This window comes from Acidovorax sp. GW821-FHT10A04 (assembly GCF_059415825.1).
Genome location: NZ_JBWKNZ010000005.1, coordinates 123,303 through 146,781, shown reverse-complemented (window position 1 = coordinate 146,781; position 23,479 = coordinate 123,303). Strand labels below are relative to the sequence as shown.

The 23,479-nt window shown below is 70.0% G+C and carries 22 protein-coding genes; 12 read left to right on the top strand and 10 right to left on the bottom strand.

Annotation, left to right across the window (positions count from 1 at the left end; all coding sequences use genetic code 11):
• Window positions 1-11 precede the first annotated feature (11 nt).
• Window positions 12-659: a cysteine dioxygenase family protein gene (locus tag AC07PF_RS12865; RefSeq protein ID WP_494612137.1), complete on the bottom strand. Its 648-nt coding sequence runs from the start codon at window positions 657-659 to the stop codon at window positions 12-14.
• 155 nt (window positions 660-814) lie between these two features.
• On the opposite strand from AC07PF_RS12865, the gene AC07PF_RS12860 reads away from it, so the two are divergent.
• The 4 genes from AC07PF_RS12860 to AC07PF_RS12845 are packed head-to-tail and all read left to right on the top strand — an operon-like array spanning window position 815 to window position 4,916.
• Window positions 815-1,843: an ABC transporter substrate-binding protein gene (locus AC07PF_RS12860; protein WP_494612136.1), complete on the top strand. Its 1,029-nt coding sequence runs from the start codon at window positions 815-817 to the stop codon at window positions 1,841-1,843.
• A 7-nt stretch (window positions 1,844-1,850) separates the two neighbouring features.
• Window positions 1,851-2,936: an ABC transporter permease gene (locus AC07PF_RS12855; RefSeq protein WP_494612135.1), complete on the top strand. Its 1,086-nt coding sequence runs from the start codon at window positions 1,851-1,853 to the stop codon at window positions 2,934-2,936.
• On the top strand, window positions 2,930-3,730 hold the full coding sequence (locus AC07PF_RS12850) for an ABC transporter ATP-binding protein (RefSeq protein WP_494612134.1): 801 nt from the start codon (window positions 2,930-2,932) through the stop codon (window positions 3,728-3,730). Before AC07PF_RS12855 ends, AC07PF_RS12850 begins: the two co-directional genes overlap by 7 nt.
• Window positions 3,731-3,740: 10 nt before the next feature.
• Window positions 3,741-4,916: a c-type cytochrome gene (locus AC07PF_RS12845; protein WP_494612133.1), complete on the top strand. Its 1,176-nt coding sequence runs from the start codon at window positions 3,741-3,743 to the stop codon at window positions 4,914-4,916.
• 27 nt (window positions 4,917-4,943) lie between these two features.
• Here AC07PF_RS12845 and AC07PF_RS12840 read toward each other — a convergent pair whose 3' ends face one another.
• The 4 genes from AC07PF_RS12840 to AC07PF_RS12825 form a co-directional block, all read right to left on the bottom strand.
• Window positions 4,944-5,288 (bottom strand): hypothetical protein, encoded by a 345-nt coding sequence (locus tag AC07PF_RS12840; protein ID WP_007857989.1) that lies wholly within the window; start codon window positions 5,286-5,288, stop codon window positions 4,944-4,946.
• 6 nt (window positions 5,289-5,294) lie between these two features.
• The gene (locus AC07PF_RS12835; protein WP_007857987.1) at window positions 5,295-5,459 is read right to left on the bottom strand and encodes a hypothetical protein; all 165 of its coding nucleotides are present in this window, start codon (window positions 5,457-5,459) and stop codon (window positions 5,295-5,297) included.
• A 112-nt stretch (window positions 5,460-5,571) separates the two neighbouring features.
• Window positions 5,572-6,768: an amidohydrolase gene (locus tag AC07PF_RS12830; RefSeq protein ID WP_494608101.1), complete on the bottom strand. Its 1,197-nt coding sequence runs from the start codon at window positions 6,766-6,768 to the stop codon at window positions 5,572-5,574.
• Window positions 6,769-6,776: 8 nt separating this feature from the next.
• A complete protein-coding gene (locus AC07PF_RS12825) occupies window positions 6,777-7,766 on the bottom strand; it encodes a Bug family tripartite tricarboxylate transporter substrate binding protein (RefSeq protein ID WP_494612132.1) in 990 nt (329 codons plus the stop codon).
• Window positions 7,767-7,859: 93 nt separating this feature from the next.
• On the opposite strand from AC07PF_RS12825, the gene AC07PF_RS12820 reads away from it, so the two are divergent.
• Window positions 7,860-8,825 carry a LysR family transcriptional regulator gene (locus AC07PF_RS12820; RefSeq protein ID WP_494612131.1) on the top strand — a complete coding sequence of 322 codons (966 nt, stop codon included), beginning with the start codon at window positions 7,860-7,862 and terminating at the stop codon, window positions 8,823-8,825.
• 23 nt (window positions 8,826-8,848) lie between these two features.
• On the opposite strand, the gene AC07PF_RS12815 is transcribed toward AC07PF_RS12820, so the two are convergent.
• The 4 genes from AC07PF_RS12815 to AC07PF_RS12800 all read right to left on the bottom strand — a co-directional run bounded on the left by AC07PF_RS12815 (window position 8,849) and on the right by AC07PF_RS12800 (window position 13,976).
• On the bottom strand, window positions 8,849-9,853 hold the full coding sequence (locus tag AC07PF_RS12815) for a tripartite tricarboxylate transporter substrate binding protein (protein ID WP_494612130.1): 1,005 nt from the start codon (window positions 9,851-9,853) through the stop codon (window positions 8,849-8,851).
• A 48-nt stretch (window positions 9,854-9,901) separates the two neighbouring features.
• Window positions 9,902-11,116 carry an acyl-CoA dehydrogenase family protein gene (locus AC07PF_RS12810; protein WP_494612129.1) on the bottom strand — a complete coding sequence of 405 codons (1,215 nt, stop codon included), beginning with the start codon at window positions 11,114-11,116 and terminating at the stop codon, window positions 9,902-9,904.
• Window positions 11,117-11,274: 158 nt separating this feature from the next.
• On the bottom strand, window positions 11,275-12,852 hold the full coding sequence (locus AC07PF_RS12805; RefSeq protein WP_494612128.1) for an AMP-binding protein: 1,578 nt from the start codon (window positions 12,850-12,852) through the stop codon (window positions 11,275-11,277).
• Window positions 12,853-13,001: 149 nt separating this feature from the next.
• Window positions 13,002-13,976 (bottom strand): LysR family transcriptional regulator, encoded by a 975-nt coding sequence (locus tag AC07PF_RS12800; protein ID WP_494612127.1) that lies wholly within the window; start codon window positions 13,974-13,976, stop codon window positions 13,002-13,004.
• A gap of 141 nt (window positions 13,977-14,117) precedes the next feature.
• Between AC07PF_RS12800 and AC07PF_RS12795 the strand changes: the two genes are divergently transcribed.
• Window positions 14,118-15,224: an LLM class flavin-dependent oxidoreductase gene (locus AC07PF_RS12795; RefSeq protein ID WP_494612126.1), complete on the top strand. Its 1,107-nt coding sequence runs from the start codon at window positions 14,118-14,120 to the stop codon at window positions 15,222-15,224.
• 67 nt (window positions 15,225-15,291) lie between these two features.
• Here AC07PF_RS12795 and AC07PF_RS12790 read toward each other — a convergent pair whose 3' ends face one another.
• A complete protein-coding gene (locus tag AC07PF_RS12790) occupies window positions 15,292-16,314 on the bottom strand; it encodes an ABC transporter substrate-binding protein (RefSeq protein ID WP_494612125.1) in 1,023 nt (340 codons plus the stop codon).
• 223 nt (window positions 16,315-16,537) lie between these two features.
• On the opposite strand from AC07PF_RS12790, the gene AC07PF_RS12785 reads away from it, so the two are divergent.
• From AC07PF_RS12785 to AC07PF_RS12760, 6 genes are all read left to right on the top strand, one after another.
• On the top strand, window positions 16,538-17,359 hold the full coding sequence (locus AC07PF_RS12785; protein ID WP_494612124.1) for a class II aldolase/adducin family protein: 822 nt from the start codon (window positions 16,538-16,540) through the stop codon (window positions 17,357-17,359).
• Window positions 17,356-18,513 (top strand): acyl-CoA dehydrogenase family protein, encoded by a 1,158-nt coding sequence (locus tag AC07PF_RS12780; RefSeq protein ID WP_494612123.1) that lies wholly within the window; start codon window positions 17,356-17,358, stop codon window positions 18,511-18,513. The genes AC07PF_RS12785 and AC07PF_RS12780 overlap by 4 nt, the downstream gene beginning before the upstream one ends.
• Window positions 18,510-19,490, top strand: a complete 981-nt coding sequence (locus AC07PF_RS12775; RefSeq protein ID WP_494612122.1) for an NAD(P)-dependent oxidoreductase — start codon at window positions 18,510-18,512, stop codon at window positions 19,488-19,490. Before AC07PF_RS12780 ends, AC07PF_RS12775 begins: the two co-directional genes overlap by 4 nt.
• A gap of 109 nt (window positions 19,491-19,599) precedes the next feature.
• Window positions 19,600-20,553 carry an ABC transporter substrate-binding protein gene (locus tag AC07PF_RS12770; protein WP_007857968.1) on the top strand — a complete coding sequence of 318 codons (954 nt, stop codon included), beginning with the start codon at window positions 19,600-19,602 and terminating at the stop codon, window positions 20,551-20,553.
• Between the two features lie 75 nt (window positions 20,554-20,628).
• Entirely contained in the window at window positions 20,629-21,834 is a 1,206-nt protein-coding gene (locus tag AC07PF_RS12765) for an MFS transporter (protein ID WP_494612121.1), read from the top strand.
• A 159-nt stretch (window positions 21,835-21,993) separates the two neighbouring features.
• Window positions 21,994-23,457 carry a GGDEF domain-containing protein gene (locus AC07PF_RS12760; protein ID WP_494612120.1) on the top strand — a complete coding sequence of 488 codons (1,464 nt, stop codon included), beginning with the start codon at window positions 21,994-21,996 and terminating at the stop codon, window positions 23,455-23,457.
• Window positions 23,458-23,479: the final 22 nt, after the last annotated feature.

Below are 23,479 nucleotides of genomic sequence, written 5' to 3'. Positions count from 1 at the left end.
GGAAAAATGTGTCAGGCCGAGGGAGCCGGGTTCTTCGAGAGGTCCCAGATGTTGGGCAGGGTGCTGTTGCTGTAGCCGGAGATGAAAGGTTTGCGCGTGCCGTCTTCGAGGTACACGCTGCGCTGCACGGCGCCGATGTTGGCACCGTAGACGTGGATGCTGATGGAGGTCTGGCCATCCACCGCGTTGCTCACGCGGTGCACGTCGCCGATGGTGGGCGACACGGCCTCCACCTGGCCCGGCTGCAGCCGGTGCGGCGCGCCATCGGGCGCCCAGCGGCCGTCCGCCGTACGGGCATAGGCCTGCGAATCCTCGGCGCCGCGCAGCATGCCGATCAGGCCCCACACCGTGTGGTCGTGGATGGGCGTGGCCTGGCCCGGGCCCCAGACAAAGCTCACCACCGAGAAGCGGCCCAGCGCATCGGCATGCAGCAGGAACTGCTGGTAGCGCTCGGGGTTGGGCTGTGCGTAGGCTGTGGGCAGCCAGTCGTCATGGGCCACCAGGGCGCCGAGCAGCGCGCCACCGCGTTCGAGCAGTGCGGGCTCGGGCGGGGCGCTTTCCACCAAAGCGGCCAGCTGCTGCACGAAGTGGCGCAGGCGGGCGACATCGGGGGAGGTCGGGGCGGCTTTTTCCATGGCGGTGGGGGCGAGGGCATGCATGCCCTGCATTGCACCAGTGTTGGGCGTCGGGGTGTGCGGAATCTTTTGCATATGCATCTCCGTTTTTCTTCGTTCTCATTTTGCTGCCCAGCCTTTGCAATGCGGCAGGTGCGGTGCTTGCCACCGTTGTCTTCATTACACATGGGGAGCAGGGCATGAACAACAAGGGCCAGATTCTGGGTGGGGGAGAAGCGCGTTGGTCGCGCCGGCAGTTGCTGCGTGCAACGGGTGCGGCCACGGTGGTGGGTGCTTCGGGCGTGGTCGGCAGCCAGGTGCTGGCCGCCGGCAAGCTGCGCGAGGTGAAGCTGGCGTGGAACGCCAATGCCATCTGCCTGTCGGCCGCGCCGGTGGCGATCGAGCGCGGCATTTTTGAAAAGCACGGCCTCAAGGTCGAGCTGGTCAACTTCGCAGGCTCCACCGACCAGTTGCTGGAGACCATCGCCACCTCCAAGGCCGATGCCGGCCTGGGCATGGTGCACCGCTGGATCAAGCCGCTGGAGTCGGGCTTCGACGTGAAGCTGGTGGGCAGCTCGCACGGCGGCTGCTCGCGCCTGGTGGGCTACGAGGCAGCGGGCGTGACCAGCGTGCAAAAGCTCAAGGGCAAGACCATCGCGGTGTCGGACCTCAACAGCCCGGGCAAGAACTTCTTCTCGGTGCTGCTGACCAAGGCCGGCCTGAACCCCGAAAAAGACATCACCTGGCGCCAGTTCCCCGGCGACATGCTGGGCCTGGCGGTGGAAAAGGGCGAGGCCCAGGCCATTGCCGACGGCGACCCCAACCTGCTGTTGATCCAGCGCCGCACCAAGGGCCTGGTGGACCTGGCCTCCAACCTCTCGGGCGAGTACGCGGCCAAGACCTGCTGCGTGCTGGGCGTGAGCGGCGCCATGGTGCGCAATGACAAGGGCACGGCGGCGGCGCTCACGCGCGCCATCATCGAGGCCTCGGACTTCGTGGCCGACAACCCCAACGAGACGGCACGCATCTTCAGCCCCTATTCCAAGGTGCCGCAGGAGGACCTGCGTGCCGTGCTGGGCACGCTCACGCACCGCAGCCACCCCGTGGGAACGGCCCTGCGCCAGGAGATCGAGTTCTACGCGCGCGACTTCAAGCTGGTGGGGGTGCTCAAGCCCTCCACCGACCCCGCGCGCTTTGCCGCGCATGTGCACGCCGACGTGTTGGCCTGATTCCGCCATGAGCACCGTAGCCGACCACATCCTGCCAGCGCCCGCATCCGTGGCCGAGCAGCCCCGGGCACCCCGTGCAGCAGCGCCCATAGCCGCTGCGGCAGCGCCCGCCAGCTTCGGCGCGGCCCAGCCCGTCCCTGCCATCTGGTGGACAGGTCTGGTGGCTGCAGCCGCCTGGGCGGCCCTGGGCCTGCTCACCTACCTGTGGCCCAACAAGCCCGCCGGTTTCAGCGAATGGGAGTTCACCCAGGAATTTGCCCTGGGGGCTGGTGCCGTGGCCCTGGCACTGGTGGCGCTGGCCTTCGCACCTGCGGCCTTCGGGGCCGTGGGCCGGCGTGCGCGCCGCGCGGGCCCCTGGCTGGTGGCCATCGCCGTCGGCCTCGCGGTCTGGGAGGTGTTCACCGCCAAGCTCGGCACTTTGCCGCCGCCGTTCTTTGCCCCGCCGCAAAGCCTGGTGGAGGTGGTTGTGACCGACTGGGCGCGCCTGCTCGAGAGCGCCGGCGCATCGATCCGCCTGCTCGCCCTGGGCATCGCCATCGGCGCGGCAGCGGGCTTCACCACCGGCGTGCTGATTGGCTGGTCGCGCCAGGCCAGCTACTGGATCCACCCGGTGCTGCGCATCCTGGGGCCCGTGCCGACCACGGCGCTGCTGCCGGTGAGCTTCTATTTCTTCCCGTCGAGCTGGTCCACGGCGATCTTCTTGATCGCGCTGGGCACGGCCTTCCCGGTGGCCATCCTCACCTGGTCGGGCGTGGCGGGCGTGCACAAGAATTACTACGACGTGGCGCGCACCATGGGCGCGTCGCCCTGGTTCCTGGTGCTGCGCGTAGCCATACCGGCCGCGCTGCCGCAGGTCTTCGTGGGCCTGTTCATGGGCCTGGGGGCGGCGTTCTCCACCCTGGTGGTGGCCGAGATGCTGGGCGTGAAGGCGGGCCTGGGCTGGTACCTGACCTGGGCCCAGGGCTGGGCGGCGTACCCCAATATGTATGCCGCGCTGATCGTCATGGCGCTGCTGTTCTCCGGCGTCATCACTTTGCTGTTCGTGCTGCGCGACCGGGTGCTGTCCTGGCAGAAGGGGGTGGTGAAATGGTGAGTGCCGTTGCTTCGGAGTCGACCGCTGCCGCCAAGGTCACCGGCGCACGCATCGACGTGCGCAATGTAAGCCACTGGTTCGACCTGCCCGCCGGCCCGCTGCACGTGATCGACGAGCTCGACCTGTCGATCGCTCCTGGTGAATTCGTGGCCCTGCTCGGACCCAGCGGCTGCGGCAAGAGCACCTTGCTGCGCCTGGTGGCGGGGCTGGAGCCCGCGACCACGGGCGAGCTGCTGCAGGACGGCGCGCCCATCACCGAACCCGATCCCTCGCGCATCGTGGTCTTCCAGGACCCGACGCTGTTCCCCTGGCGCACGGTGTGGGACAACGTGGCCCTGGGCCTGCAGGCGCGCGGCATTTTGCGCGCCCAGCGCCACCGGGTGGACCAGGCGCTGCGCCTGGTCGGTCTGCAGGACTTTGCCAAGGCCTTCCCGCACCAACTGTCGGGCGGCATGGCGCAGCGCGTGGCGCTGGCGCGGGCCCTGGTCAACGATCCGAGCCTCCTGGTGCTGGACGAACCGCTGGGCAAGCTCGACTCGCTCACGCGCCTGTCCATGCAGACCGAGCTCGTGGACCTGTGGCAGCGCACGGGCTTCTCGGCCCTGTTGGTCACCCACGACGTGGAAGAGGCGCTGTTCATGGCGCAGCGCGTGGTGGTGTTCTCTGACCGGCCGGCGCGCATCCAGCAGGTGCTGGTGAACGATTTGCCTTACCCACGCCACCGCGGCGACCCGCGCCTGGCCGAGCTGCGCCGCGAGGCCCTGGCGCTGCTGGGCCTGGATGCCAGCTGGTAGCGGGAGCGCCTTGTCCCCTGAGTTGCTGAACGGCTTGCTCGAAGGCCTGCATGCCGCGCAGCAGGGGCTGCGGGCCCTGCTGCATGCCCTGGGCCTGGCGCCCGAGGTCCATGGCCAGCCCGGCTGGCCCCTCGCGCATCGCATTGCGGCCGAGATGCTGGTGGTGGATGCCGGCCATGCGCGGCGCGTTCTCGGGTCGCTGGCCTGCGCAGGCGGGGCCCTGATGCTGCTGGCTGTGGCGCTGGCCTGGCGCCGTGCCCGGTGGCCGCTGTCGGCCCTGGCCATCACCGTGCTGGTCCTGACCCCCTGGCCCCAGGTCCATCTGCTGCTGGCGCCGGCCGTGGCGACCAGCCTGCACCAGTCGCCCACCGACTTTGCTGCCGCAGGTATCGTGCGTGGCCAGGCCGCCTACCAGCAGCACTGCGTGCGCTGCCATGGCACCGACGGCCGCGGAGAGGGACCCGACGCGCCGCGGCTGGTGCAATGGCCACCCAACCTGAACGGGGCCTTGCTCTGGAAGCGGCTCGAGGGCGAGCTGTTCTGGCGCGTGCGCGAGGGCATGCACAACCGCGCCGGTGTGCCCACCATGCCCGGCGCGGGCAGCGCGCTGAGCGACGCGCAGATCTGGGAGGTGCTGGACTACCTGCAGGCCCATGCGGCCGGGCAGATGCTGCGCGAATCGGGCACCTGGGAGCGCCCCGTGCGCCTGCCGGCCATGGCCGTGCAATGCCGCCAGGGGCGCGCGCGGCAGAGCAGCGGGCTGGTGGGGCAGCGCGTGCGCGTGGTCGTTGCCGGGCCCGGCGTGCAACCCGTGGCCGACGACCCGCGCCTGGTGACCCTGGTGGCAGGAACGCTGCCAGCAGGCTCCGATCCCGAATGCCGGCCGCAGGCAGACATGCATGACGTGGAGCAGGCGCTGGCGCTGGTCCTTGGCATACCGGCCGCCGAACTGCCGGGCTACCAGCTGATCGTGGACCGCGCCGGCTGGCTGCGTGCCCGCGGCCAGCCGGGCAAGGCGGCCTGGTCCGAGGATGACCTGGTCTGCCGCTCCACCACGGTGCCCAGGGTGCCCCCCGATGGACCGGTGGAGACCACTGCCGCCGCACAGGGCGACGGGCTGGAGGCGCTGATCCGCCGCATGGACGCAGAGCCGGTGCGGCTCACGCGCGGCGGCTTTCCGCACTGAATCGGATGGGGGCGGGCTGGCGCGCCCCTACTTGCGGTTCTTGCGGTACACGTCGCCCACCGAGTTGGTCAGCGACGCCTTGTCGGGCGCCACGCGCATGGTCATCGGCCGCTCCTTGCCACCCGCGATGCAGGTGAGCAGCAGCACGCCGGCACCCGGCTGGTAGCGGCAGTTGGCATAGGTCTTCTGGCTGTCGCGCAGCACCACCGTGCCCTGAGCGTCAAAGTCCATGAAGTCATCGGTGAAGCCAGGCTTCTTGCGGTCTTCGGCCAGTTGCCAGGTGCCGGCCAGCCAGCCGGTGCCCTCCTGCGCCAGGGCGCTGCCAGCGAGTGCCAGCAGGGCGATGCCCGCCAAAGTGTGTCGAATGCCCATGGCCGCTTACTCCTTGCGTCCCAGCGCGAAGTAGATGCCGCCCAGCACCAGGATGATGAGCGGCATGCCGATGGCCACGAAGCCCTGCGCCTGGACGTGGCGCAGATTGGCCAGCAGCCAGAGCCCGCCGACGGCCATGCCGGCGATTCCGGCCTGGGTCTTGCGGTTCATGGCGTCCCCCTTGGGCTTGGGCCGTGTCGGCGGCTGGCAGCTTCCCCTGTGGTGCAGTGCATGGAATTTCCCTCTCTTGGTGGTCTTTCCATGCATTGTGCCGGGGCCGTGCTCAAGACTCCAGTGCGTTCAGCGTGAAGGGCGCCGCCGCGAACATGCGCACGCCATGCTCCAGCGCGTCCTCGTCGAAGTCGAACAGCGGGTGGTGGTGCGGGTGGCAGATGTGCTTGGCCGCGCTGCGTGCGCCGATCAGCGCGTAGGCGCCCGGCGCATGCTCGGTGAAGGCGCTGAAGTCCTCGCTGTTGGGCAGCGGGTTCATGGTGTGCAGGGGCACGTCGGGCAGGGCCTCGCGCACCGCGGCGCGCAGGGCGGCGGCGGTGGCCGGGTCGTTGACCACCGGGCGGTAGCCATGCACGTACTCCAGCTCCACCGTGGCGCCATGCGCCTGGGCCACGCCGCGGGCGATGCGTTCGATGGCCTGGGGAACGCGCGCGCGCACCTCGGGCGAATAGCAGCGCACCGAGCCCGACAGCTCCGCGCTGTCCGGGATCACGTTGAAGGCGGAGCCCGCCTGGAACTTGGTGACCGAGAGGATCAGCGCCTCGTGCGCATCGGTGTTGCGCGCCACCACGGCCTGCAGGTTGGCGACGATCTGCGCGCCGATCCAGATCGGGTCGATGCACTTGTCCGGGTTGGCCGCATGGCCGCCCTTGCCCTGCACGCGCAGCACGAAGCGATCGGAGCTGGCGAGCGTGGGACCGTCGAGCACCACGATGCGGCCCGTGTCCACGGTGGACATCACGTGGGCCGAGATGATGCGGTCCACGCCCTGCATCACGCCGGCGTCCACCATCTGCTGCGCGCCGCCGGGGTGCTGCTCCTCGGCGTGCTGGAAGAAGAAGCGCACCTCGCCCGGAAGCTGCTGGCGCAGCCCGGCCAGCAGGCGCGCCGCGCCCAGCAGCATCGAGGCATGGCCATCGTGCCCGCAGGCGTGCATGGCGCCGGGCCGGGCCGAGGCGTAGTCGCAGGTCTTCTGGTCGTGGATGGGCAGGGCGTCGATGTCGGCGCGGATCGCCAGCACCTTGCCGGGCAGGGCGCCGCGCAGCGTGGCGACCAGGCTGGTCGGGGTGGGGCGGTGGATGGCCAGGCCGTCGATCTGGCGCAGCTCGCGTTCCAAAAAGTCGGCCGTGTCGATCTCCTGGAACGACAGCTCGGCGTGGCGGTGCATGTGGCGGCGCCAGGCCACGACCTGGGGGTGCTGGGCGCGGGCCTGCCCGGTGATGGTGGCTATCAGTTGCGGGGTGGACATGGTGCGGTTCACTCCATCTCGATCTTGCGGGCCTGCACCACCTTGCGCACGCGCTCCAGGCTGGTGCCGATGAGGGCGCCGAATTGCTCGGGCGTGCCCGCGATGGATTCGGCGCCCAGTTCCTTGAGGCGCGCCTGCAGGGCCGGGTCCTTGAGCGCGTTGGCCGCGGCGGCGTTCAGCCTGGCCACGATGGCAGGGGGCGTCTTGGCGGGCGCCACCAGGCCGAACCAGGTGATTGCGATCTCGTTGAGGTCCGCATGGCCCAGCTCCTTGAAGGTGGGCACATGGGGCAGGGCCGCCAGGCGCTTGTCGGCTGCCACCACGAACGGCACCAGCTTGCCGGCCTTGATGTAGGGCGCGGACGAGGGGTACTGGTCGCTCAGCAGCTGGGTCTCGCCGCCCAGCGCGCCCGTGATCACCGGGCCCATGCCCTTGTAGGGCACGTGGCGTACCTGGATCTTGAGCTCGTCGTTCATGGCCTCGATGATCAGGTGGCCGATGGAGCCCGTGCCGGGCGAGCCCGCGTTGAGCTGGTCGGGCTTGCTGCGCGCCAGGGCCACCACGGCGGGCAGCGTGTCCACCTTGAGGCTGGGGTGCACCGAGAACACCGAAGGGATGGAGGCCAGCGCTGTGATCGGCGCAAAGTCCTTGAGCGGGTCGGTGCGCGAGGCCTTGAGCAGCACCGGGTTCACCGCCAGGGTGCTCACCGTGCCCACGCCGATGGTGTAGCCGTCGGGGGCCGAGCGCGCCACGGCCTCGGCACCGATGGCGCCGCCTGCCCCAGCGCGGTTGTCCACCACTACCGGCTGGCCCAGCGACTTCTGCATGCGGTCGGCCACCAGGCGCGCCACGATGTCGGTGGAGCCGCCAGGGGCAAAGGGCACGATCAGCTTCACCGGCTTGTCGGGGTAGGCCTGGGCCCAGGCGGAAAGCGGCAGGGCGGTGGCGCACAGGCTGGCCAGCAGCACGGCGCGGCGGGTGGAGATCAGGTAGGTCATGGTCACAAGGGCTTGCCAGGGGTATGGGCCAATTGTGCTGGCTGGATATTGGTATGACCAATAGAATTTGGCGGTCATCTATTGGAACTGCTTATGGCAAACACGGCGCAGCCTGCAACCGATCCCGGCGTATTGTTCAACCGCCTGCTGGCGCGCGGGCGCCTGCGGCACCTGCAACTGATTGCCGCCCTGGCCGACGCCGGCAGCGTGCAGCGCGCGGCCGCCGCCGTGGGCATGAGCCAGCCGGCCGCCACCCAGGCCCTGGCGGACCTGGAGGAGCTGCTGGAGGCGCCTTTGTTCGAGCGGCACAACCGCGGCGTGCGGACCACGCGCTTTGGACAGGCCGTGGTGCCCGTGGCGCGCAATGTGCTGCAGGCGCTGCGCGCCTCCACCGAAACGCTGTCGGCCCTGCAGGCGGGGGCCCAGGCCTTTTTGCGCCTGGGCTGCATCCCGGCGGCGGCATCGGGCCTGCTCGCCAGGGCGCTGCCGGCACTGCTGCAGGCGCAGCCGGGGCTGCAGGTGGAGCTGATCGAGGAGAACATGGTGCACCTGCTGCCCGAGATGGCCGCCGGCCGGCTCGACGCCGTGGTCTGCCGCCGCCCGCAGGATGTGCCGGCACCCTGGCAGTTCGAGTTGCTGCAGAGCGATGCACCCGCAGTGGTGGCCGCGCCCGGACACCCCCTGGCGGGCCTGCGCAGCGTGGCGCTGGGCCGGCTGGTGGGCCTGCCCTGGGTGCTGCCGCCGCGGGGCATGGGCGTGCGCGACTACTACGACCGGCTGTGGGCCGGCCATGCGCAGCAGCCCGTGCTCTACCCCATGGCCACCACGGCCCTGCCCGTGGTGCTGGAGGCCCTGCGCAGCACCGGCGCTGTGAGCCTCATGCCGCAAAGCATTGCCCAGGCGCTGGTGGACACGGGCGTGGCCGTGGTGCTGGCCGTGAAGCTGCCCCAGGCGCTGGAATCCTCGCTGCAGGGGCTGGGCCTGCTGACCACGGGCTTGGCCGACGGGCCGGCCCTGGCGGCGCTGCGCACGCGGCTGCGCGCGGCATCGGGCCCCTGACCCCCGTTGGCCGGCGCAGCGCCCTACATGGGCTCGATCTGCGCCTTCTTCATCATGGCCTCGGTCAGCAGCATCTCCTTGGTGAAGTTGCGCCGGTAGGCCTCGGCGTCCATGGGAGTGACCGTGCCGCCTTGCTCCTCCAGCGCGGCGACGATGGACGGCTGCTTGAGCGCCTTGTCGAAGGCGGCACGCATGCGCGCCACGATGGGATCGGGCGTGCCGGCAGGCACCGACACGCCGCCCCAGGAGGTCAGCTCCACCCCGCGCACGCCCAGCTCGGCCAGGGTGGGTACCTGGGGCAGCTTGGGGTTGCGGCGCGCGCCGGCGATCGCCAGGGCGCGCAGCTTGCCGGCCTGGATGTTGGAGTACGCCACCGAGAAGATCGGTGCGCCGAAGGCGACCTGCCGGCCCATGACGGCGTTGACGATTTCCGAGGCGCCCTTGTAGGGCACGTGGGTGACCTGCGCGTCCACCGCACTCAGGAGCAGCTCCACCCCCAGGTGCGAGGGCGTTCCCACGCCGCCCGAGGCGTAGTCGAGCTTGCCGGGCGCCGAGCGTGCCTTGGTGAGCAGGTCGTCCAGCGTGCGGATGTCTGAGGCCGCGTTGACGATGAGCACGATGTCCGCGCTGGTCAGGCCCATCACGTGCTGGAAATCCTTGAGCGCGTCGTAGCCCGGCGCCTTGTACATGTGCATGCTGGCGGCCATGGGCGCGCTGGAGTAGATCCAGGTGTAGCCATCAGGAGCGGCCTTGGCCACCTGGCGCGCGCCCAGGTTGCCGCCTACGCCGCCGCGGTTCTCGATCACCACGGGCTGGCCCAGTTCGCGGCCCACGGCCTCGTGGATGATGCGTGCGGTGGTGTCAGGCGCCGTGCCCGCGAGGAACGGTACGACCCACTTGATGGGGCGCGCAGGCCAGGGCTCGGCCGCCCGCGCCGCGCCCAGCGGGAGCAGGGCGGGTGCGGGCAGCAGACTGGCGGCCAGGGCCTGGCCAAGGAACTGTCGGCGTTGCAAGGTGCGTGTGTTCATGTCTTTGTCTCCTGTCTTTATAGTGGAATCGGTCGCTTGCCGGCGAGGTCAGGCGGGCGGCGCAAGCAACTCCTTGGCGATGGTGTTGCGCTGGATCTCGCTGGTGCCAGTGAGCACGCGGTACATGCGCAGCATGCGGAACAGGAACTCCACGCGCCGGCCCTGCACGATGCCCTCGCCGCCATGGATCTGTACGGCCCGGTCGGCGATGCGAAACGCCGTCTCGGAGCAGAACAGCTTGGCCATCGAGGCCTCGGCCCGGGCCTCGCTGCCGGCGTCGATCTGGCGCGCCGTGCCCAGCATCAGCGCGCGGGCCGCGCACAGCTCGGTCGCCATGTCGGCCAGCATGTGCTGGATGGCCTGGAAGTCGCCGATGGCGCGGCCGAACTGGCGGCGCTGCAGCGCGTAGTCACGCGCATCGCGCAGGGCCAGCTGCGCCAGGCCCAGCATGGCCGGGCAGTGCAGCAGGCGGTTCACGGTGATGCGCCCCAGCGCCAGCGCCAAGCCCCGGCCCGGCTCGCCGATCAGGTTGGCAGCGGGCACGCGGCAGCCTTCGAGCACGATGTCCCCGGTGGACGACTGGCCGGCCATGGTCTTGTAGCCCGTTTCCACCTGCACGCCGGGCGCCTTGAGGTCCACGAAGAAGGCCGTGACCTCGCGCTCGGCCGGATCGCTGGCCGTGGAGGCCATCAGCACCGCGTAGTCGGCGAACGGCGAGCCCGAGATGAAGCGCTTGCGCCCATCGATCACATAGTCGTCGCCGTCCCGCACCGCGCGGGTCTGCACCGCGCCCGCATCCGATCCGGCCTCGGCCTCGGTCAGGGCAAAGCAGATGGCCTTGTCGGCCCGGGCCACGGGCGCGATGAACTGCTGCAGCTGGTAGAGCGTGGCCTGGCGGGCCAGCGCGCCGACACGCGGCGGGCCGCTGAGTTCGCCGAACACATGGGGCGCAAAGGGCGAGCCGCTGGCGTAGATGGCCTCCTTGATGAGCACATGGTCCAGCACCGACAGGCCCAGGCCGCCCATGGCCGTGGGCAGGGTCATGCCGTAGAAGCCCAGCGCGTGCGAGCGCTTCCACACCTGCTGCAGCAGGGCGCGGTCGGCGCCGTGCTCGTGGTCGGTGCCATGGGCGCGCGCCAGTGCGGCCAGCTCGCCATGCAGGAACTCGTTGATGCGGCCGATGAGCTCGGCTGCGCGCTCCGAGCCTTCGAAAGGCACATTGAACAGCGGGGCGGGGATGGGGTTGATGGAATCGGTTTTCATGTTTGTCTTTCTTCTGTCGTTGGACAGAGTTGCCTTGTGCATCGCCTGCTGCGTGCGAAACTGGCGCAGCCTGGGCCAGTGCCGCCGTGCAAGGGCCGCCCCGCCGCAGGGGCGGCGTCCCCTTCCAGGGGGAAGGCGCGAAGCGACTCAGGGGGTTGTCAATTCACCATGCGGCTGTGGCCGGTCCAGTAACGCGCCTGGATGGCCTTGCGCATGACCTTGCCGTTGGGGTTCTTGGGCAGCGAGGGCACGAACTCGATGTGCCGCGGGCGCTTGAAGCCGCCCAGCAGCGGGGCGCAGAAGCGCGCGATGGCCTCGGCGTCCGCGTTGCGCCCGGGCTTGAGCACCACGTGCGCGGCCACGGCCTCGCCCCATTTGTCGTCGGGGATGGCGAAAACGCAGGCATCGGCAACCGCATCGTGCTGGTAGAGCACGGCCTCGACCTCGGAGGGATAGACATTGAAGCCGCCGCTGATCACCATGTCCTTCTTGCGGTCAACGATGTAGACATAGCCCTCGTCGTCGGCCCGCGCCAGGTCGCCCGTGTGGTAGCGGCCGTCCTTGAGCACCTCGGCCGTGAGATCGGGCGCGCGCCAGTAGCCGGCGAAGACATCGGGCCCGCTGACCACGATCTCGCCGATCTCGCCCTGGGCCACGGGCTGGCCCTCGTCGTCCACGATCTCCACCAGCGATTCCAGGAAGGGCCGGCCGCACGAGGCCAGGCGCTCGGGCAGGGCGGCGCGGGCGAACAGGTGGTCCTCCACCGGCAGGCCGCACACGCCCGAGGTGGTCTCGCCCGCGCCATAGCCCTGCGACAGCACCGGGCCGAACACGTCCATGGCACGCAGGATGCGCGCGGGCGCCATGGGCGCCGCCCCGTAGCCCAGGCGCAGCAGGTCGGGCAGGGGGCGGTACTGGCCCTCCAGCTCGGCCAGCAGCATGTTGATCATGGTGGGCACCATGAAGGTGTGGGTCACGCGCTCGGCGCGCATCTCGGCGATGAAGCGGCCCGGCTCGAAGCCCGAAAACAGCCGGATCGTGACGCCGCTGCACAACGCCGGCACGAGCTGCATGCCCGAGGCATGGGTGACCGGCCCCACCAGCCCCAGCAGGTGGCCGCTGCGCATGCCATCAGAGCGCATGAGAAACTTGCGCAGCTGCGCCAGCCGGTTGCCGAAGGTCTGCATGGCCGCCTTGAGCACGCCCGACGAGCCCGAGGTGTAGTGCAGCACCGCAACCTCGTCGGCCGTGACGCGCTCGGCCGTGAAGGCATCGCTGGCGGCGGCCAGCGCTGCCTCGTACGAGGTGTCGGCCGGACCGTCGAGCAACAGCAGGCGCGGCATGGCGCCCTCCACGTGGGCGCGGAAGGATTCGGCGCGCTCGGCCGTGGTCACGATCACCGCGGCATCGCTGTTGGCCGTGATCGCGCCTACCTCGGCGGGCGACAGGCGGGCGTTGAACGGGGCCTTGACGAAGGCGCCCTTGTAGCAGGCCAGCTCGATCTCGACGATCTCGGTGCAGTTGGGCAGGTAGATGCCCACGCGATCGCCGCGCGCCAGGCCCAGGCCGCGCAGGGCATTGGCCAGGCGGTTGGAGCGTTGCTCCAGCTCGGCATAGGTGAGGCTGCGCGTGGCGCTGGTGACGGCAAGCTGGCGCGCGTGAGCCCGCGCGCTGCGCGAGACGAGTTCGCCGACGTTGGCGATGGCGGCGGTGGTGGGGAGGGCGGGCTGTGGCATAGGTCTCCTGGAATGCGCCATGTCCCGGTCGGAACGGCATGCCAGGCACTGTTGCAGAAGACCGCCTGCTACAGGAAATACCATTTACTGATGCCGACCCATCAATAAAAATGATGGAATCGACCTGTAGGGTCTGCGGGGACTGAACGTCAGACCGGCAACTCGGCCTGCCAGGCGCCGGAACGCACCAGCCGCGTGGTTTCCTGCACCAGTGCGTCGATGACCACCTGGGTCGGGGCATCGATCACCCGGTCCGCCGCGGTCGCCAGGGTGTAGGCGCGCGGCAGCAGCGGGCGCACGACGCGGGCCACGATCCATCCCTGCCGGTCTGGGTGCGGGCTGTCGGCCAGCGAGCAGGCGGGCGTGAAGGTGAAACCCGCTCCGCATTGGTAGAGCGAGCGGATCACGCGCGCCGAGTCGTGCTCGTGCACCACGTTCAGGGCCACGCCCAGGGCACTGGCGGCCTCTTCCACGTTCTGGCGGATCGAGAAGCGGCGTGACTGCAGCACCAGCGGCAACTGCGCGGCCTGGGCAAAGTCGATCTCGGGGTGGCCGCCCGCCGCGCGCCCGCGCGGAGCAGGCCGCAGCAGCGGGGCCACCGTGCCATCAGCATCGTGGCCGCAGACGAAGATGGCCTCGCGCGCCAGCGGCGTGCAGCGCAGGTTGTCGAGCTGCGGCGTGTCCACCAGGATGCCCACGTCGGCCCGCCGGTCAAGCATGGCCTTGCGCACCATCAGGCTCAGGTCGTCGAGCACGAACACGCGGATGCGCGGGTGGCTGTGCTTGAGGCGGGCCAGCACCGGCCCGAGCAGCAGCGAGGCCAGCAGGAAGGGCGCCGCCACCGTCACCGATCCCTCGGGCCCCTGCGGCAGGCGCTGGATGCGCTCGCGCACGGCCTCGGCGTCCGAGAGCAAGCGGCGCGCGTCCTCGTACAGCTGCATGCCGGCCGGCGTGGGCGTCACGCCCGCGTGCGAGCGGTCGAACAGCTGCGTGCCCAGCTCGGCCTCGAGCTTCTTGATCTGCGCGGTGAGTGCTGGCTGGGCCACGTACAGCGACCCCGCGGCACGCGAGAGGCTGCCGGCTTCGAGCACGGCGATGAAGTAACGAAGGGTGCGCAGGTCCATGCCATGACTCTACCCGGTGGCCGGGCGGGGCAGGCCGGGTATGCGTCCACCGAGTTTGCAAACGCGGTTTTCTTCGTTGGCAGGGCGCAGTGGGCTCCGGATGATGGGCGCAGTCCCCCATTCGACCACCAGGAGCCCGCTATGCCCGTCCAGTTCATCGGTATGATCCAGCCGCACGAAGTCTCTGAAACCATTGCCCGCAAGGGCCCGGCCGTGGATTCAGCCTATGTGCGCGTGTTTGCCCAGGCGCACGAGCATGCGGGCTTCGACCGCATCCTGGTGCCGGCCAGCTCGTCGAGCCCGGACACCCTGCTCACCGTGGCCTATGCGGCCTCGGTCACCGAGACAATCGGGTTTCTGCTGGCCCACCGCCCGGGCTTTGTCGCGCCCACTCTGGCCGCGCGCCAGCTGGCCACGCTGGACCACTACACGGGCGGGCGCCTGGCGGTGCACTACATCAGCGGCGGCTCTGACGAGGACCAGCAGCGTGACGGCGACTTCCTGGACCACGACCAGCGCTACGCCCGCACCGACGAGTACCTGGAGCTGCTGCGCCGCGTGTGGACGGCCGACAAGCCCTTCGACCACGAGGGCGCCCACTACCGTGCCAAGGGCGTCTGGTCCGAGGTCAAGCCGCTGCAGCAGCCCTATGTGCCGATCTACTTCGGCGGCGCCTCGGCACCGGCGCTGCAGGTGGCTGGCAAGCATGCCGACGTGTATGCCCTGTGGGGCGAGTCGCTGGCCCAGGCCGGCGAGCTGGTGCGCCGCGTGCGCGCCGAGGCCACGCTGCATGGGCGCGAGGTGGAGTTCAGCATCTCGTTCCGCCCCATCCTGGGCAAGACCGAGGAAGAGGCCTGGGCGCGTGCCGACCAGATCCTCGAAGACACACGCCGCCTGCGCGTGCAGCAGGGCTACTCGCGCGGCGTCGGCCCTCAGCAGAGCGAAGGGGCCCAGCGCCTGCTGGCCGATGCCGCCAAGGGCGACCGCGTGGACGAGCGCCTGTGGACGGCCATCGCGCGCGAGATCGGTGGGCGCTCCAACTCCACCTCGCTGGTCGGTACGCCCGAGCAGGTGGCAGATGCGCTGCTCAAGTACTACGACCTGGGCATCACCACCTTCCTGATCCGTGGTTTCGACCCGCTGGTCGATGTGATCGACTATGGCCGCGAGCTGCTGCCCCTGGTGCGCGCCAAGGTGGCCGAGCGCGACCGGCAGGCAGCGGGCCAGGTGGCGTTGAAGGTCGCCTGAGCCTTTTTTTGAATCCATGGCACTGCGGCGCCCCTCCGCAAGGAGTGGGCGCCGCAGTGCATGGCGATCAGGCGGGGGAGGGCGCGGCGCTCCGGGCGCCGATGGCGCTGCCGAAGCTGCGGTCCCACAGCGGTGCCACCTGGGCCGGCCCGTCGAGCACGCCCAGCTGCAGGAAGGTGTCGGCCACGGCCTGGTGGCCCTTGACCACGCCGTCGTCCACGGCGCGCAGGTCGTAGTCGGTGCTGCGGTTGTTCCACAGCTCTATCAGGTCGCCCACGGGCACGCGCGTCTCTTCCGACTGCGCGCGCGCATAGGCCAGGTAGTTGCCGTTGGCCCAGAGGTAGGCGCGGCGCAGGCGCTGCAGGTAGTCGCTGATGGCGGCGTGCTTGAGTGGATCGGCCACCGACTTCGGGTTTGCATAGACCGGGAAATTGCCCGAAAGGTGGCCATCGCCCGTCTTGAGCACGCGTGCGCCATAGCGCAGGCGCGCCAGCTGGCCGTTGTAGCCGTAGATGGCCCAGGCATCGAGGTCGCCGCGGTCGAAGGCCGAGAGGCCGTCGGCCGGCGTGAGGTTCACCGCGTTGATGTCGGCAAACGACAGGCCGGCCTCGGCCAGTTGCCGGCTCAGGTAGTAGTGCGAGGTGGTCGCGCGCACATAGCCCACGCGCTTGCCCTTGAGGTCCGCGATGCGCTGGATGGGCGCGTCCTTGCGCGCCAGCGTGACCTGGTTGTTCAGGTCCTCGCGCACCACGGCGACAAAGCGCACCTGTGCCTTCTGGCGTGCGGCGAACAGGGCAGGGATCTCGCTGCCCGAGCCCAGGTCGAGCGCGTCGCCGTTGATGGCCTCGATGTGCAGCACGCCGTTGTTGAGCTCGCGCCACTCGATGCGGTAGGGGGTCTGCCCCTGGCCGCTGGCCGCGATCAGGGGGCGCCACAGCCCCTTGTAGGTGGCGATGCGCAGGGTGACCTTGGACAGGTCGGTGGCGCCGGCCGCCAGCGCGGGCGCGCCCAGCGTGGCCAGGGTGGCAGCGCCCAGGCCGGCGCCCAGCAGGGTGCGGCGGCGGGTGCCGGAGGTGGTTGGCAATGGCATGGAGAAAGTCCTTTCGTCGTTCTGCGGGAATGCCAAGGGTCCGACAACGCGCCCCGGGCCCCAACGACCATTGCGTAGCATCGATATGCGAAAAATCAGCGCCTTGCCGCGTGTACCCGGCCTCATGCCAAAACCGAATGTGCACACGCGCTTTTCTTCGTTGGTGGTACCGGGGGCGGCCCTTAAGGTGGGCGGCACATTCCCCCAGACACAAGGCCTCCCGATGTCCTCCTCCGCCACGCTGCTGCATGCACCGAACCTTCCCGCCCGCAATCCTGCGCCCCAGCGCAAGGACTGGTTCGACCCGCCGGCCGCACGCCCCACGCTGGAGGCCGAGCGCCGCCACCGGCAGGAGAACCTGGCCGTGGCCTTTCGCCTGTTCGCCCAGCATGGCTTCGACCATGGCCTGGCGGGCCACATCACGGCGCGCGACCCGGAGTGGGCGGACCACTTCTGGGTCAACCCCCTGGGCCTGCACTTCTCGCAGATCAAGGTGTCGGACCTGCTGCTCGTCAATTCCCAGGGCGAGATCGTGGTCGGCAACGGCCCGCTGAACCGTGCAGCCTTCGCCATCCACGCGGCGCTGCACGAAACGCGGCCCGACATCGTGGCCGCCGCGCACACCCATTCGACCTACGGCAAGGCCTGGTCGGCGCTGGGCCGCCGGCTCGACCCGCTGACGCAGGACTCGTGCATCTTCTACGAGGACCATGCGCTGTTCGACGACTTCACCGGCGTGGTACTGGATACCGACGAGGGTTTCCGCATCGGTCAGGCCCTGGGCAACCAGAAGGCCGTGATCCTGCAGAACCACGGCATCCTGACGGCCGGCCCTTCGGTGGAGGCCGCTGCCTGGTGGTACATCGCGCTCGAGAACGCCTGCCACACCCAGTTGCTGGCCGAGGCCGCGGGCGTGCCCCGGCCCATCCGCCCCGAGGTGGCGCGCCACACGCATTCGCAGATCGGCGGGCCGGGCGGGGCGCATTTCACCTTCAAGAGCCTGTTCGACATCGTGGTGCGCGAGCACCCCGAGGTGCTGCAGTGAACGCGCCGCTCACCGCCGGGCAACTGGCCCGCACGCTGGCCGTGGAGTTCGGCGCGCGCGCCGCGGCGCACGACCGCGAGGGCAGCTTTCCGCACCGCAACTTCACCGAACTGCAGCAGGCCGGCCTGCTGTCGCTGGCCGGGGCGCGCCACCTGGGCGGGCAGGGCGCCTCGCTGACCCAACTGGGCGAGGTGGTCGGCGCCGTGGCCCAGGGCTGCCCGGCCACCGCGCTGGTGCTGACCATGCAGTACATGCAGCAGCGCGCCATGGGCCGGGTCGGATCGCCCTGGCCTGAGGCGCTGGCGCGCCAACTGGTGCTGGAGTCGGTGCGCGAGGTCTCGCTGGCCAATGCACTGCGCGTGGAGCCCGAGCTGGGCACGCCCGCACGTGGTGGCCTGCCTGCCACCGTGGCACGGCGCGCGGGGGATGGCTGGCGCATCAGCGGCCACAAGATCTATTCGACCGGCGCACCCATCCTGCGCTGGTACGTGGTGTGGGCCCGCACCGACGAGGAGGCGCCGCGCACCGGTGCCTTCCTGGTCCGCGCGGGCGCACCCGGCATCCGCATCGAGCCCACCTGGGACCACCTGGGCCTGCGCGCCAGCGGCAGCCACGACGTGCATTTCGACGGTGTGCCCGTGCCCGCCAGCCAGGCACTGGAGCTGCGGCCACCGCAGGACTGGGCGCGTGGCGACCCGGCAGCCCAGGCCGAGATGGTGCTGCTGCTGGGCAGCCTGTACACCGGCGTGGCGCGGGCCGCGCGCGAGTGGCTGCTCGACTTTCTGCGCACGCGCACCCCTGCCAGCCTGGGTGCGCCGCTGGCCAGCCTGCCGCGGGTGCAGGAGGCCGTGGGCACGCTCGAAGGGCTGCTGCTCACCAACGAGCGCCTGCTGCGCGGCCTGGCGGCCGATGTGGATGCCGGTGTCCCGGTGCCATCGGCGGACAGCGGCTTGATCAAATCCACGGTGACCCACAACGCCGTGCAGGCGGTGGAAGTGGCGCTGTCGCTCACCAGCAACCACGGCCTGGCCCGGCGCAACCCGCTGGAGCGCCATCTGCGCGACGTGCTGTGCGGTCGCATCCATACGCCGCAGGACGACAGCGTGCACGTGGCGGCCGGCAAGGCCGCCCTGGGGCAGGGGGCTGCCGCATGAGCGCCGTGCTCGCCCCCCGGCCCACGGTGGTCCTGAACCAGACCGGCGACGCGGCAGACCTGCTGCTGGCCTCGGCGAAGTTGCCGGTCGAATTGGCTGACGACCCCGCAGCGCCGCCCTGGGCGCGTGCTGGCGAGGTCGACGTGCTGTTCACCGGCCCGCGCAACGGCTGGCGCGATGCGCCGTTGGAGGCGCCCGCGGGTTGGCCTGGCCGGCTGCGGTGGGCGCACCTGGCCTCGGCCGGCATCGATTTCTTTCCGCCCTGGCTGCTCGACGTGCCGCTGGTCACCTGCTCGCGCGGCGTGGCCGCCGTACCGATCGCCGAGTACGTGCTGACCGCCTTGCTGGCCCAAGAGAAGGCCTGGGACACCCTGCAGGTGGATGGCGCCAGCCGCTGGCGCGATACCTTCCAGCGCGTGGACCGGCAACCCTCCGGGTCCTTGCGCGGGCGTTCGCTGGGCATTGCCGGCTACGGCGCCATCGGGCGCGAGGTGGCGCGGCTGGCCCAGGCCTTCGGCATGCAGGTCACGGCACTGCGGCGTGGGGGGGCGCCGGTTGATGGCGTGCAGTCGGCCGCTTCCATCGAAGAGCTGCTGGCCGCATCGGACCACCTGGTGCTGGCGCTGCCCATCACGCCCGAGACGCACCACCTGCTCAACGCCGCCACCCTGGCCCATGCCCGGCCCGGCCTGCACCTGGTGAACATCGCGCGCGGCGCGCTGGTGGACCAGCAGGCGCTGCTGCAGGCCCTGGACGAGGAGCGCCTGTCGGGCGCCACGCTCGACGTGACCGACCCCGAGCCACTGCCCGAAGGCCACCGGCTCTACCGCCACCCGCGCGTGCGGCTCACGCCCCATGTCTCGTGGGCGGCGCAGGATGCAGGCGAGGTCACGGCGCGCAAGTTCGTGGCCAACCTGTCGCGCTTTCTTGCCGGGCAGCCGCTGGAGGACGTTGTGGACCGGGCGCGCGGCTACTGAGAAAACCGCATATGCATGGCCGCAAGCCTTCGTTGGCCGGGCGCGCCATGGGTGCTGCAATGGCGGCAGTTCCCACCGATTGACGATCCTCCGTTCACCAACCACCACCATGCTGCGCCGCCAATTCAACCACCTGCTCACCGCCTCCGTCGCCGCCAGTTCCTTCCTCTCGCCGGTGCTCACGCATGCGCAGTCGCGCGTGCTGCTGCGCGCGGGTGACCAGAAGGGCGGGCTGCAGGCCCTGCTGGACGCCGCAGGCGAGCTCAAGAACCTGCCCTACGACATCAAATGGAGCGAGTTCCCGGCCGCGGCGCCGCTGGCCGAGGCGCTCAACGCCAATGCCGTGGACTTCGGGCCCATCGGTGATGCGCCGCTGCTGTTCACCCTGGCCGCGGGCAGCCGCGTGAAGGCCTTTGCAGCGAGCCGGTCGGATGCCTATGGCACGGCGGTGCTGGTGGCGCCCAACTCGCCGCTCAAGACCGCAGCCGATCTCAAGGGCAAGAGCATTGCGACCAACCGCGGCTCCATCGGCCACTTCGTCACACTCAAGGTGCTGGAGTCAGCGGGCCTCAAGGCCGACGACGTGCAGCTGCGCTTCATCCCGCCGCCGGACGCCAAGCTCGCGCTCACCCAGGGCTCGGTCGATGCCTGGGCCACCTGGGAGCCCTACACCGCGCTGGCCGAAACCAGCGGCCACGCGCGCGTGCTGGTCAACGGGCGCGGGCTGTGGACCGGCCTGAGCTACCTGGCCGCCACCGAGGTGGCCCTGGCCGAGAAGACAGCGGTGCTGCAGGACTTCAAGGAGCGCGTGGTGCGCGCCCAGGTCTGGTCCTACCAGAACGCCAAGCCCTTCGGCCAGTCGCTGGCGCGCATCATCGGCATCCCGGCCGACGCTGCCCAACTGCAGTTCGAGCGCCGCGCCACGCGCTGGCAGGACATCGACGCCCAGGTGCTGGCCGACCAGCAGCGCACGGCCGATTTCTACCTGGCGGCCGGCCTGATCAAGCAGCGGCTGGATGTACGCGGTACCTTCGATACGCGCTTCAATACGGCCAAGGCTTGATCGCCGGGCCCCTGGTGCCGGGGCATTGGATGCGCTGCCAGCAGCCTTGCGCGCTGCACCGCACAATCGGCGCATATGACTTCTTCCTCGACGATGCTGCGCCTGATCGGCGTGGCGGCCTTTGCCAGCATGGCGTCCATGCGCATTTGCGACCCCATGCTGGTCGCGCTGTCCAGCGAATTCCAGGTCACCACGGGCGATGCCTCGGCCGTGATCGCTGCCTTTGCCGTGGCCTACGGGGTGCTGCAGCTTTTCTACGGCCCGCTGGGTGACCGGCTGGGCAAGCTGCGCGTGATCGTGAGCGCCACGTTTGCCTGCGCGCTGTTCAGCGCCGTGACCGCGCTGGCGCCCACGCTGCCGGTGCTGGTGGCCTCGCGCGCCTTCATGGGCGCGGCGGCGGCCGGCATCATCCCGCTGTCCATGGCCTGGATCGGGGACAGCGTGGCCTACGAGCAGCGCCAGGAGACGCTGGCCCGGCTCATGGTGGCCACGGTATCGGGGATGATGGCGGGCCAATGGTTCGGCGGCTTTGCGGTGGAAGCCCTGGGCTGGCGCTGGGCGTTCGCCGTGCTGTCCGTGCTGTTCCTCACGGCCGCCACCATGCTGCTGCGCCAGGTGCGCGCTGCACAGGCCAGTGCGGCCATGTCGGGGGAGGGTGCCGGTGCGCCGGCGCCGTTTTCGCTGCGGGCCTACCTGGCGACCACGGGCCGGCTGCTGCGCATGCCGCGCGTGCGCTGGGTGCTGGCCATCGTTGCGGTCGAAGGCGCCCTGGGCTTCGGCACCATGGCCTTCGTGCCGGCGCGCATGGTCGATGGCTTCGGCCTGTCGGCGTCGGCTGCCGGTGGCGTGATGGTGCTGTATGGCGTGGGCGGGCTGGTCTACAGCCTGATGGCGCGCCGCTGGCTGGCCTTGCTGGGTGAGAAGGGCCTGGCCTTGCTGGGCGCCTTGATGATCGGCATGGGCCTGCTGTTGCTGGCCTGGGCGCCTTTGGTACCCCTGGCGGTGCTGGGCTGCTTTCTTGCCGGCCTGGGTTTCTACATGCTGCACAACACGCTGCAGGTACAGGCCACGCAGATGGCGCCCGAGGCGCGCGGTGCGGCCGTCACGCTGTTCGCCTGCCTGCTGTTCCTGGGCCAGTCGCTGGGCGTGCTGGCCGTCGCAGCCAGCGTGGACCGCGGCTGGATCGCTCAGGTGTTCTCGATTGCCGCCGCGGGCGTGGTGGTTCTGGGGGTGCTGGTATCGCGCAGGGTCCAGGGTCGGGTGGTGGCTGTCACTGCCTGACGGCCGTTGTTCTGGCCCGCGGTACCGGGGTGCATGCCCGGCCCCTGGTCTGGAAGCAAGAGGGTATGCGCGGGCACGCGGTCTGCCGGTTCACCGATATAAAGGAAGCGGTCAGGCTCGGTCCCGCGTGGTGCTGGATCTGGCGGCCCCGAGGTGCCCATGACAGAGGAATCCGTACCTCCCCCCGGTGCAGCCCCGGCGTGGCCTGCCATTGCCAGAGAGTCCGCTCTGGATGCGCTGCTGCTCTGCTGCCTGGTGTTCGGTTTTGCCCTGTTGGGCATCCTGACCCGGCCCACCGGGGCGCTGGCGGCGTTCTGGCCTGCCAATGCCGTCTTGCTCGGTGTGCTGGTGCGCCGGCTGCGGCCGACTTCCGTGCTGGCATGGTGCGGCGCGGCTGCCGGTTTTGTCCTGGCCGATGTGGCCATGGGCGGCACCTGGCCCAAGGTGGCTTGGCTCACACTGGCCAACATGGCCGGTGTCATCGTGGGCTACCTGCTTTTCTCCCGCATACCGCTGGGCCACCGGCGCCTGCTGCAACCCCTGTCGGTGGTCTACCTGATCGTCATCGTGGCCATGGCCTCGCTGACTGCCGGCCTGGTGGGCATGGTGATCAACCCGCTGCTCTTCCATGGGTCGCGCGCTGACGGCATGCTGATCTGGTTCACGGCAGAGTTGGTTGATTATCTGGTGATCCTGCCCGTGATACTGACCATGCCGACCTGGCGGCGCCCGCTGCGCGGCCAGCGGCGCCGCGAAGTTGTGCTGCGCCTGGATCTCCTGAAAATGGCGCCGGCGTTGACCTTGTTTCTGGGCGGTGCGCTGGGCATGGTCATCAGCGGGCCGGGTGCCGTCTCCTACCTGGTGCCCGGCCTGCTGTGGTGTGCCCTGACCTACAGCCTGTTCGTGACGGCGGTGCTCACGCTGCTGTGCAGCGTATGGACTCTGATGGCGGTATCGGTCGGCTACCTGCACCTTGGGTCGGACTTCGGCGGTCAATACGAACTGCAGTCGTTTCGCATCGGTGTGGCGCTGATGGTGCTGGCTCCGTTGTCGGTGGCCAGCGTCATGGCTGCCCGCAACGAAGCGCTGCGGCAGTTGCAGCACGCTGCCACGCATGACCACCTCACAGGGGTGCTCAACCGGGCCGGTTTCATGGACCGTGCTGAGGCACTGTTTCGCGATACGGTGGGGCGTCAGCGGGAGTTTGCTGCCCTGATGCTCGACATCGACCACTTCAAGAGGGTCAACGACGTGCATGGGCATGCGGCAGGCGACCTGGTGCTGGCGGATTTTGCGCAACTGGTCAGCCGCTGCCTGCGTGAAACCGACGTGCTGGGCCGTCTGGGAGGCGAAGAGTTCGCGGTACTGCTTCCCGATGGCTCTGCGCAGGTGGCACAGACGGTCGCCCAGCGCATCTGCGATGCGTGCGCGGCGCATGCCACCACGCTGGAAGACGGCACGCCACTGGTCTCCACTGTCAGCATCGGGGTGGCGCATGTGCCGCGCCTGCCAGCGAGCCTGGATGCCCTTCTTTCGGCGGCTGACGCGGCACTGTACCGCGCCAAGCAATCGGGGCGCAACAGGGTGGTGTTTGGTGACGAGCCCTCGTGCGCTGTGCCTTGATTGATGCGGGGCCCCGCATCCC

Bases quoted from the DNA above. Each gene is read 5' to 3' on its own strand.
- AC07PF_RS12835 (WP_007857987.1), bottom strand. From the start codon at position 5,459: ATGAACCGCAAGACCCAGGCCGGAATCGCCGGCATGGCCGTCGGCGGG.
- AC07PF_RS12820 (WP_494612131.1), top strand. From the start codon at position 7,860: ATGGCAAACACGGCGCAGCCTGCAACCGATCCCGGCGTATTGTTCAAC.
- AC07PF_RS12805 (WP_494612128.1), bottom strand. From the start codon at position 12,852: ATGCCACAGCCCGCCCTCCCCACCACCGCCGCCATCGCCAACGTCGGC.
- AC07PF_RS12840 (WP_007857989.1), bottom strand. From the start codon at position 5,288: ATGGGCATTCGACACACTTTGGCGGGCATCGCCCTGCTGGCACTCGCT.
- AC07PF_RS12815 (WP_494612130.1), bottom strand. From the start codon at position 9,853: ATGAACACACGCACCTTGCAACGCCGACAGTTCCTTGGCCAGGCCCTG.
- AC07PF_RS12800 (WP_494612127.1), bottom strand. From the start codon at position 13,976: ATGGACCTGCGCACCCTTCGTTACTTCATCGCCGTGCTCGAAGCCGGC.
- AC07PF_RS12770 (WP_007857968.1), top strand. From the start codon at position 19,600: ATGCTGCGCCGCCAATTCAACCACCTGCTCACCGCCTCCGTCGCCGCC.
- AC07PF_RS12850 (WP_494612134.1), top strand. From the start codon at position 2,930: ATGGTGAGTGCCGTTGCTTCGGAGTCGACCGCTGCCGCCAAGGTCACC.
- AC07PF_RS12775 (WP_494612122.1), top strand. From the start codon at position 18,510: ATGAGCGCCGTGCTCGCCCCCCGGCCCACGGTGGTCCTGAACCAGACC.
- AC07PF_RS12830 (WP_494608101.1), bottom strand. From the start codon at position 6,768: ATGTCCACCCCGCAACTGATAGCCACCATCACCGGGCAGGCCCGCGCC.
- AC07PF_RS12810 (WP_494612129.1), bottom strand. From the start codon at position 11,116: ATGAAAACCGATTCCATCAACCCCATCCCCGCCCCGCTGTTCAATGTG.
- AC07PF_RS12860 (WP_494612136.1), top strand. From the start codon at position 815: ATGAACAACAAGGGCCAGATTCTGGGTGGGGGAGAAGCGCGTTGGTCG.
- AC07PF_RS12795 (WP_494612126.1), top strand. From the start codon at position 14,118: ATGCCCGTCCAGTTCATCGGTATGATCCAGCCGCACGAAGTCTCTGAA.
- AC07PF_RS12865 (WP_494612137.1), bottom strand. From the start codon at position 659: ATGCATGCCCTCGCCCCCACCGCCATGGAAAAAGCCGCCCCGACCTCC.
- AC07PF_RS12825 (WP_494612132.1), bottom strand. From the start codon at position 7,766: ATGACCTACCTGATCTCCACCCGCCGCGCCGTGCTGCTGGCCAGCCTG.
- AC07PF_RS12785 (WP_494612124.1), top strand. From the start codon at position 16,538: ATGTCCTCCTCCGCCACGCTGCTGCATGCACCGAACCTTCCCGCCCGC.
- AC07PF_RS12790 (WP_494612125.1), bottom strand. From the start codon at position 16,314: ATGCCATTGCCAACCACCTCCGGCACCCGCCGCCGCACCCTGCTGGGC.
- AC07PF_RS12765 (WP_494612121.1), top strand. From the start codon at position 20,629: ATGACTTCTTCCTCGACGATGCTGCGCCTGATCGGCGTGGCGGCCTTT.
- AC07PF_RS12855 (WP_494612135.1), top strand. From the start codon at position 1,851: ATGAGCACCGTAGCCGACCACATCCTGCCAGCGCCCGCATCCGTGGCC.
- AC07PF_RS12760 (WP_494612120.1), top strand. From the start codon at position 21,994: ATGACAGAGGAATCCGTACCTCCCCCCGGTGCAGCCCCGGCGTGGCCT.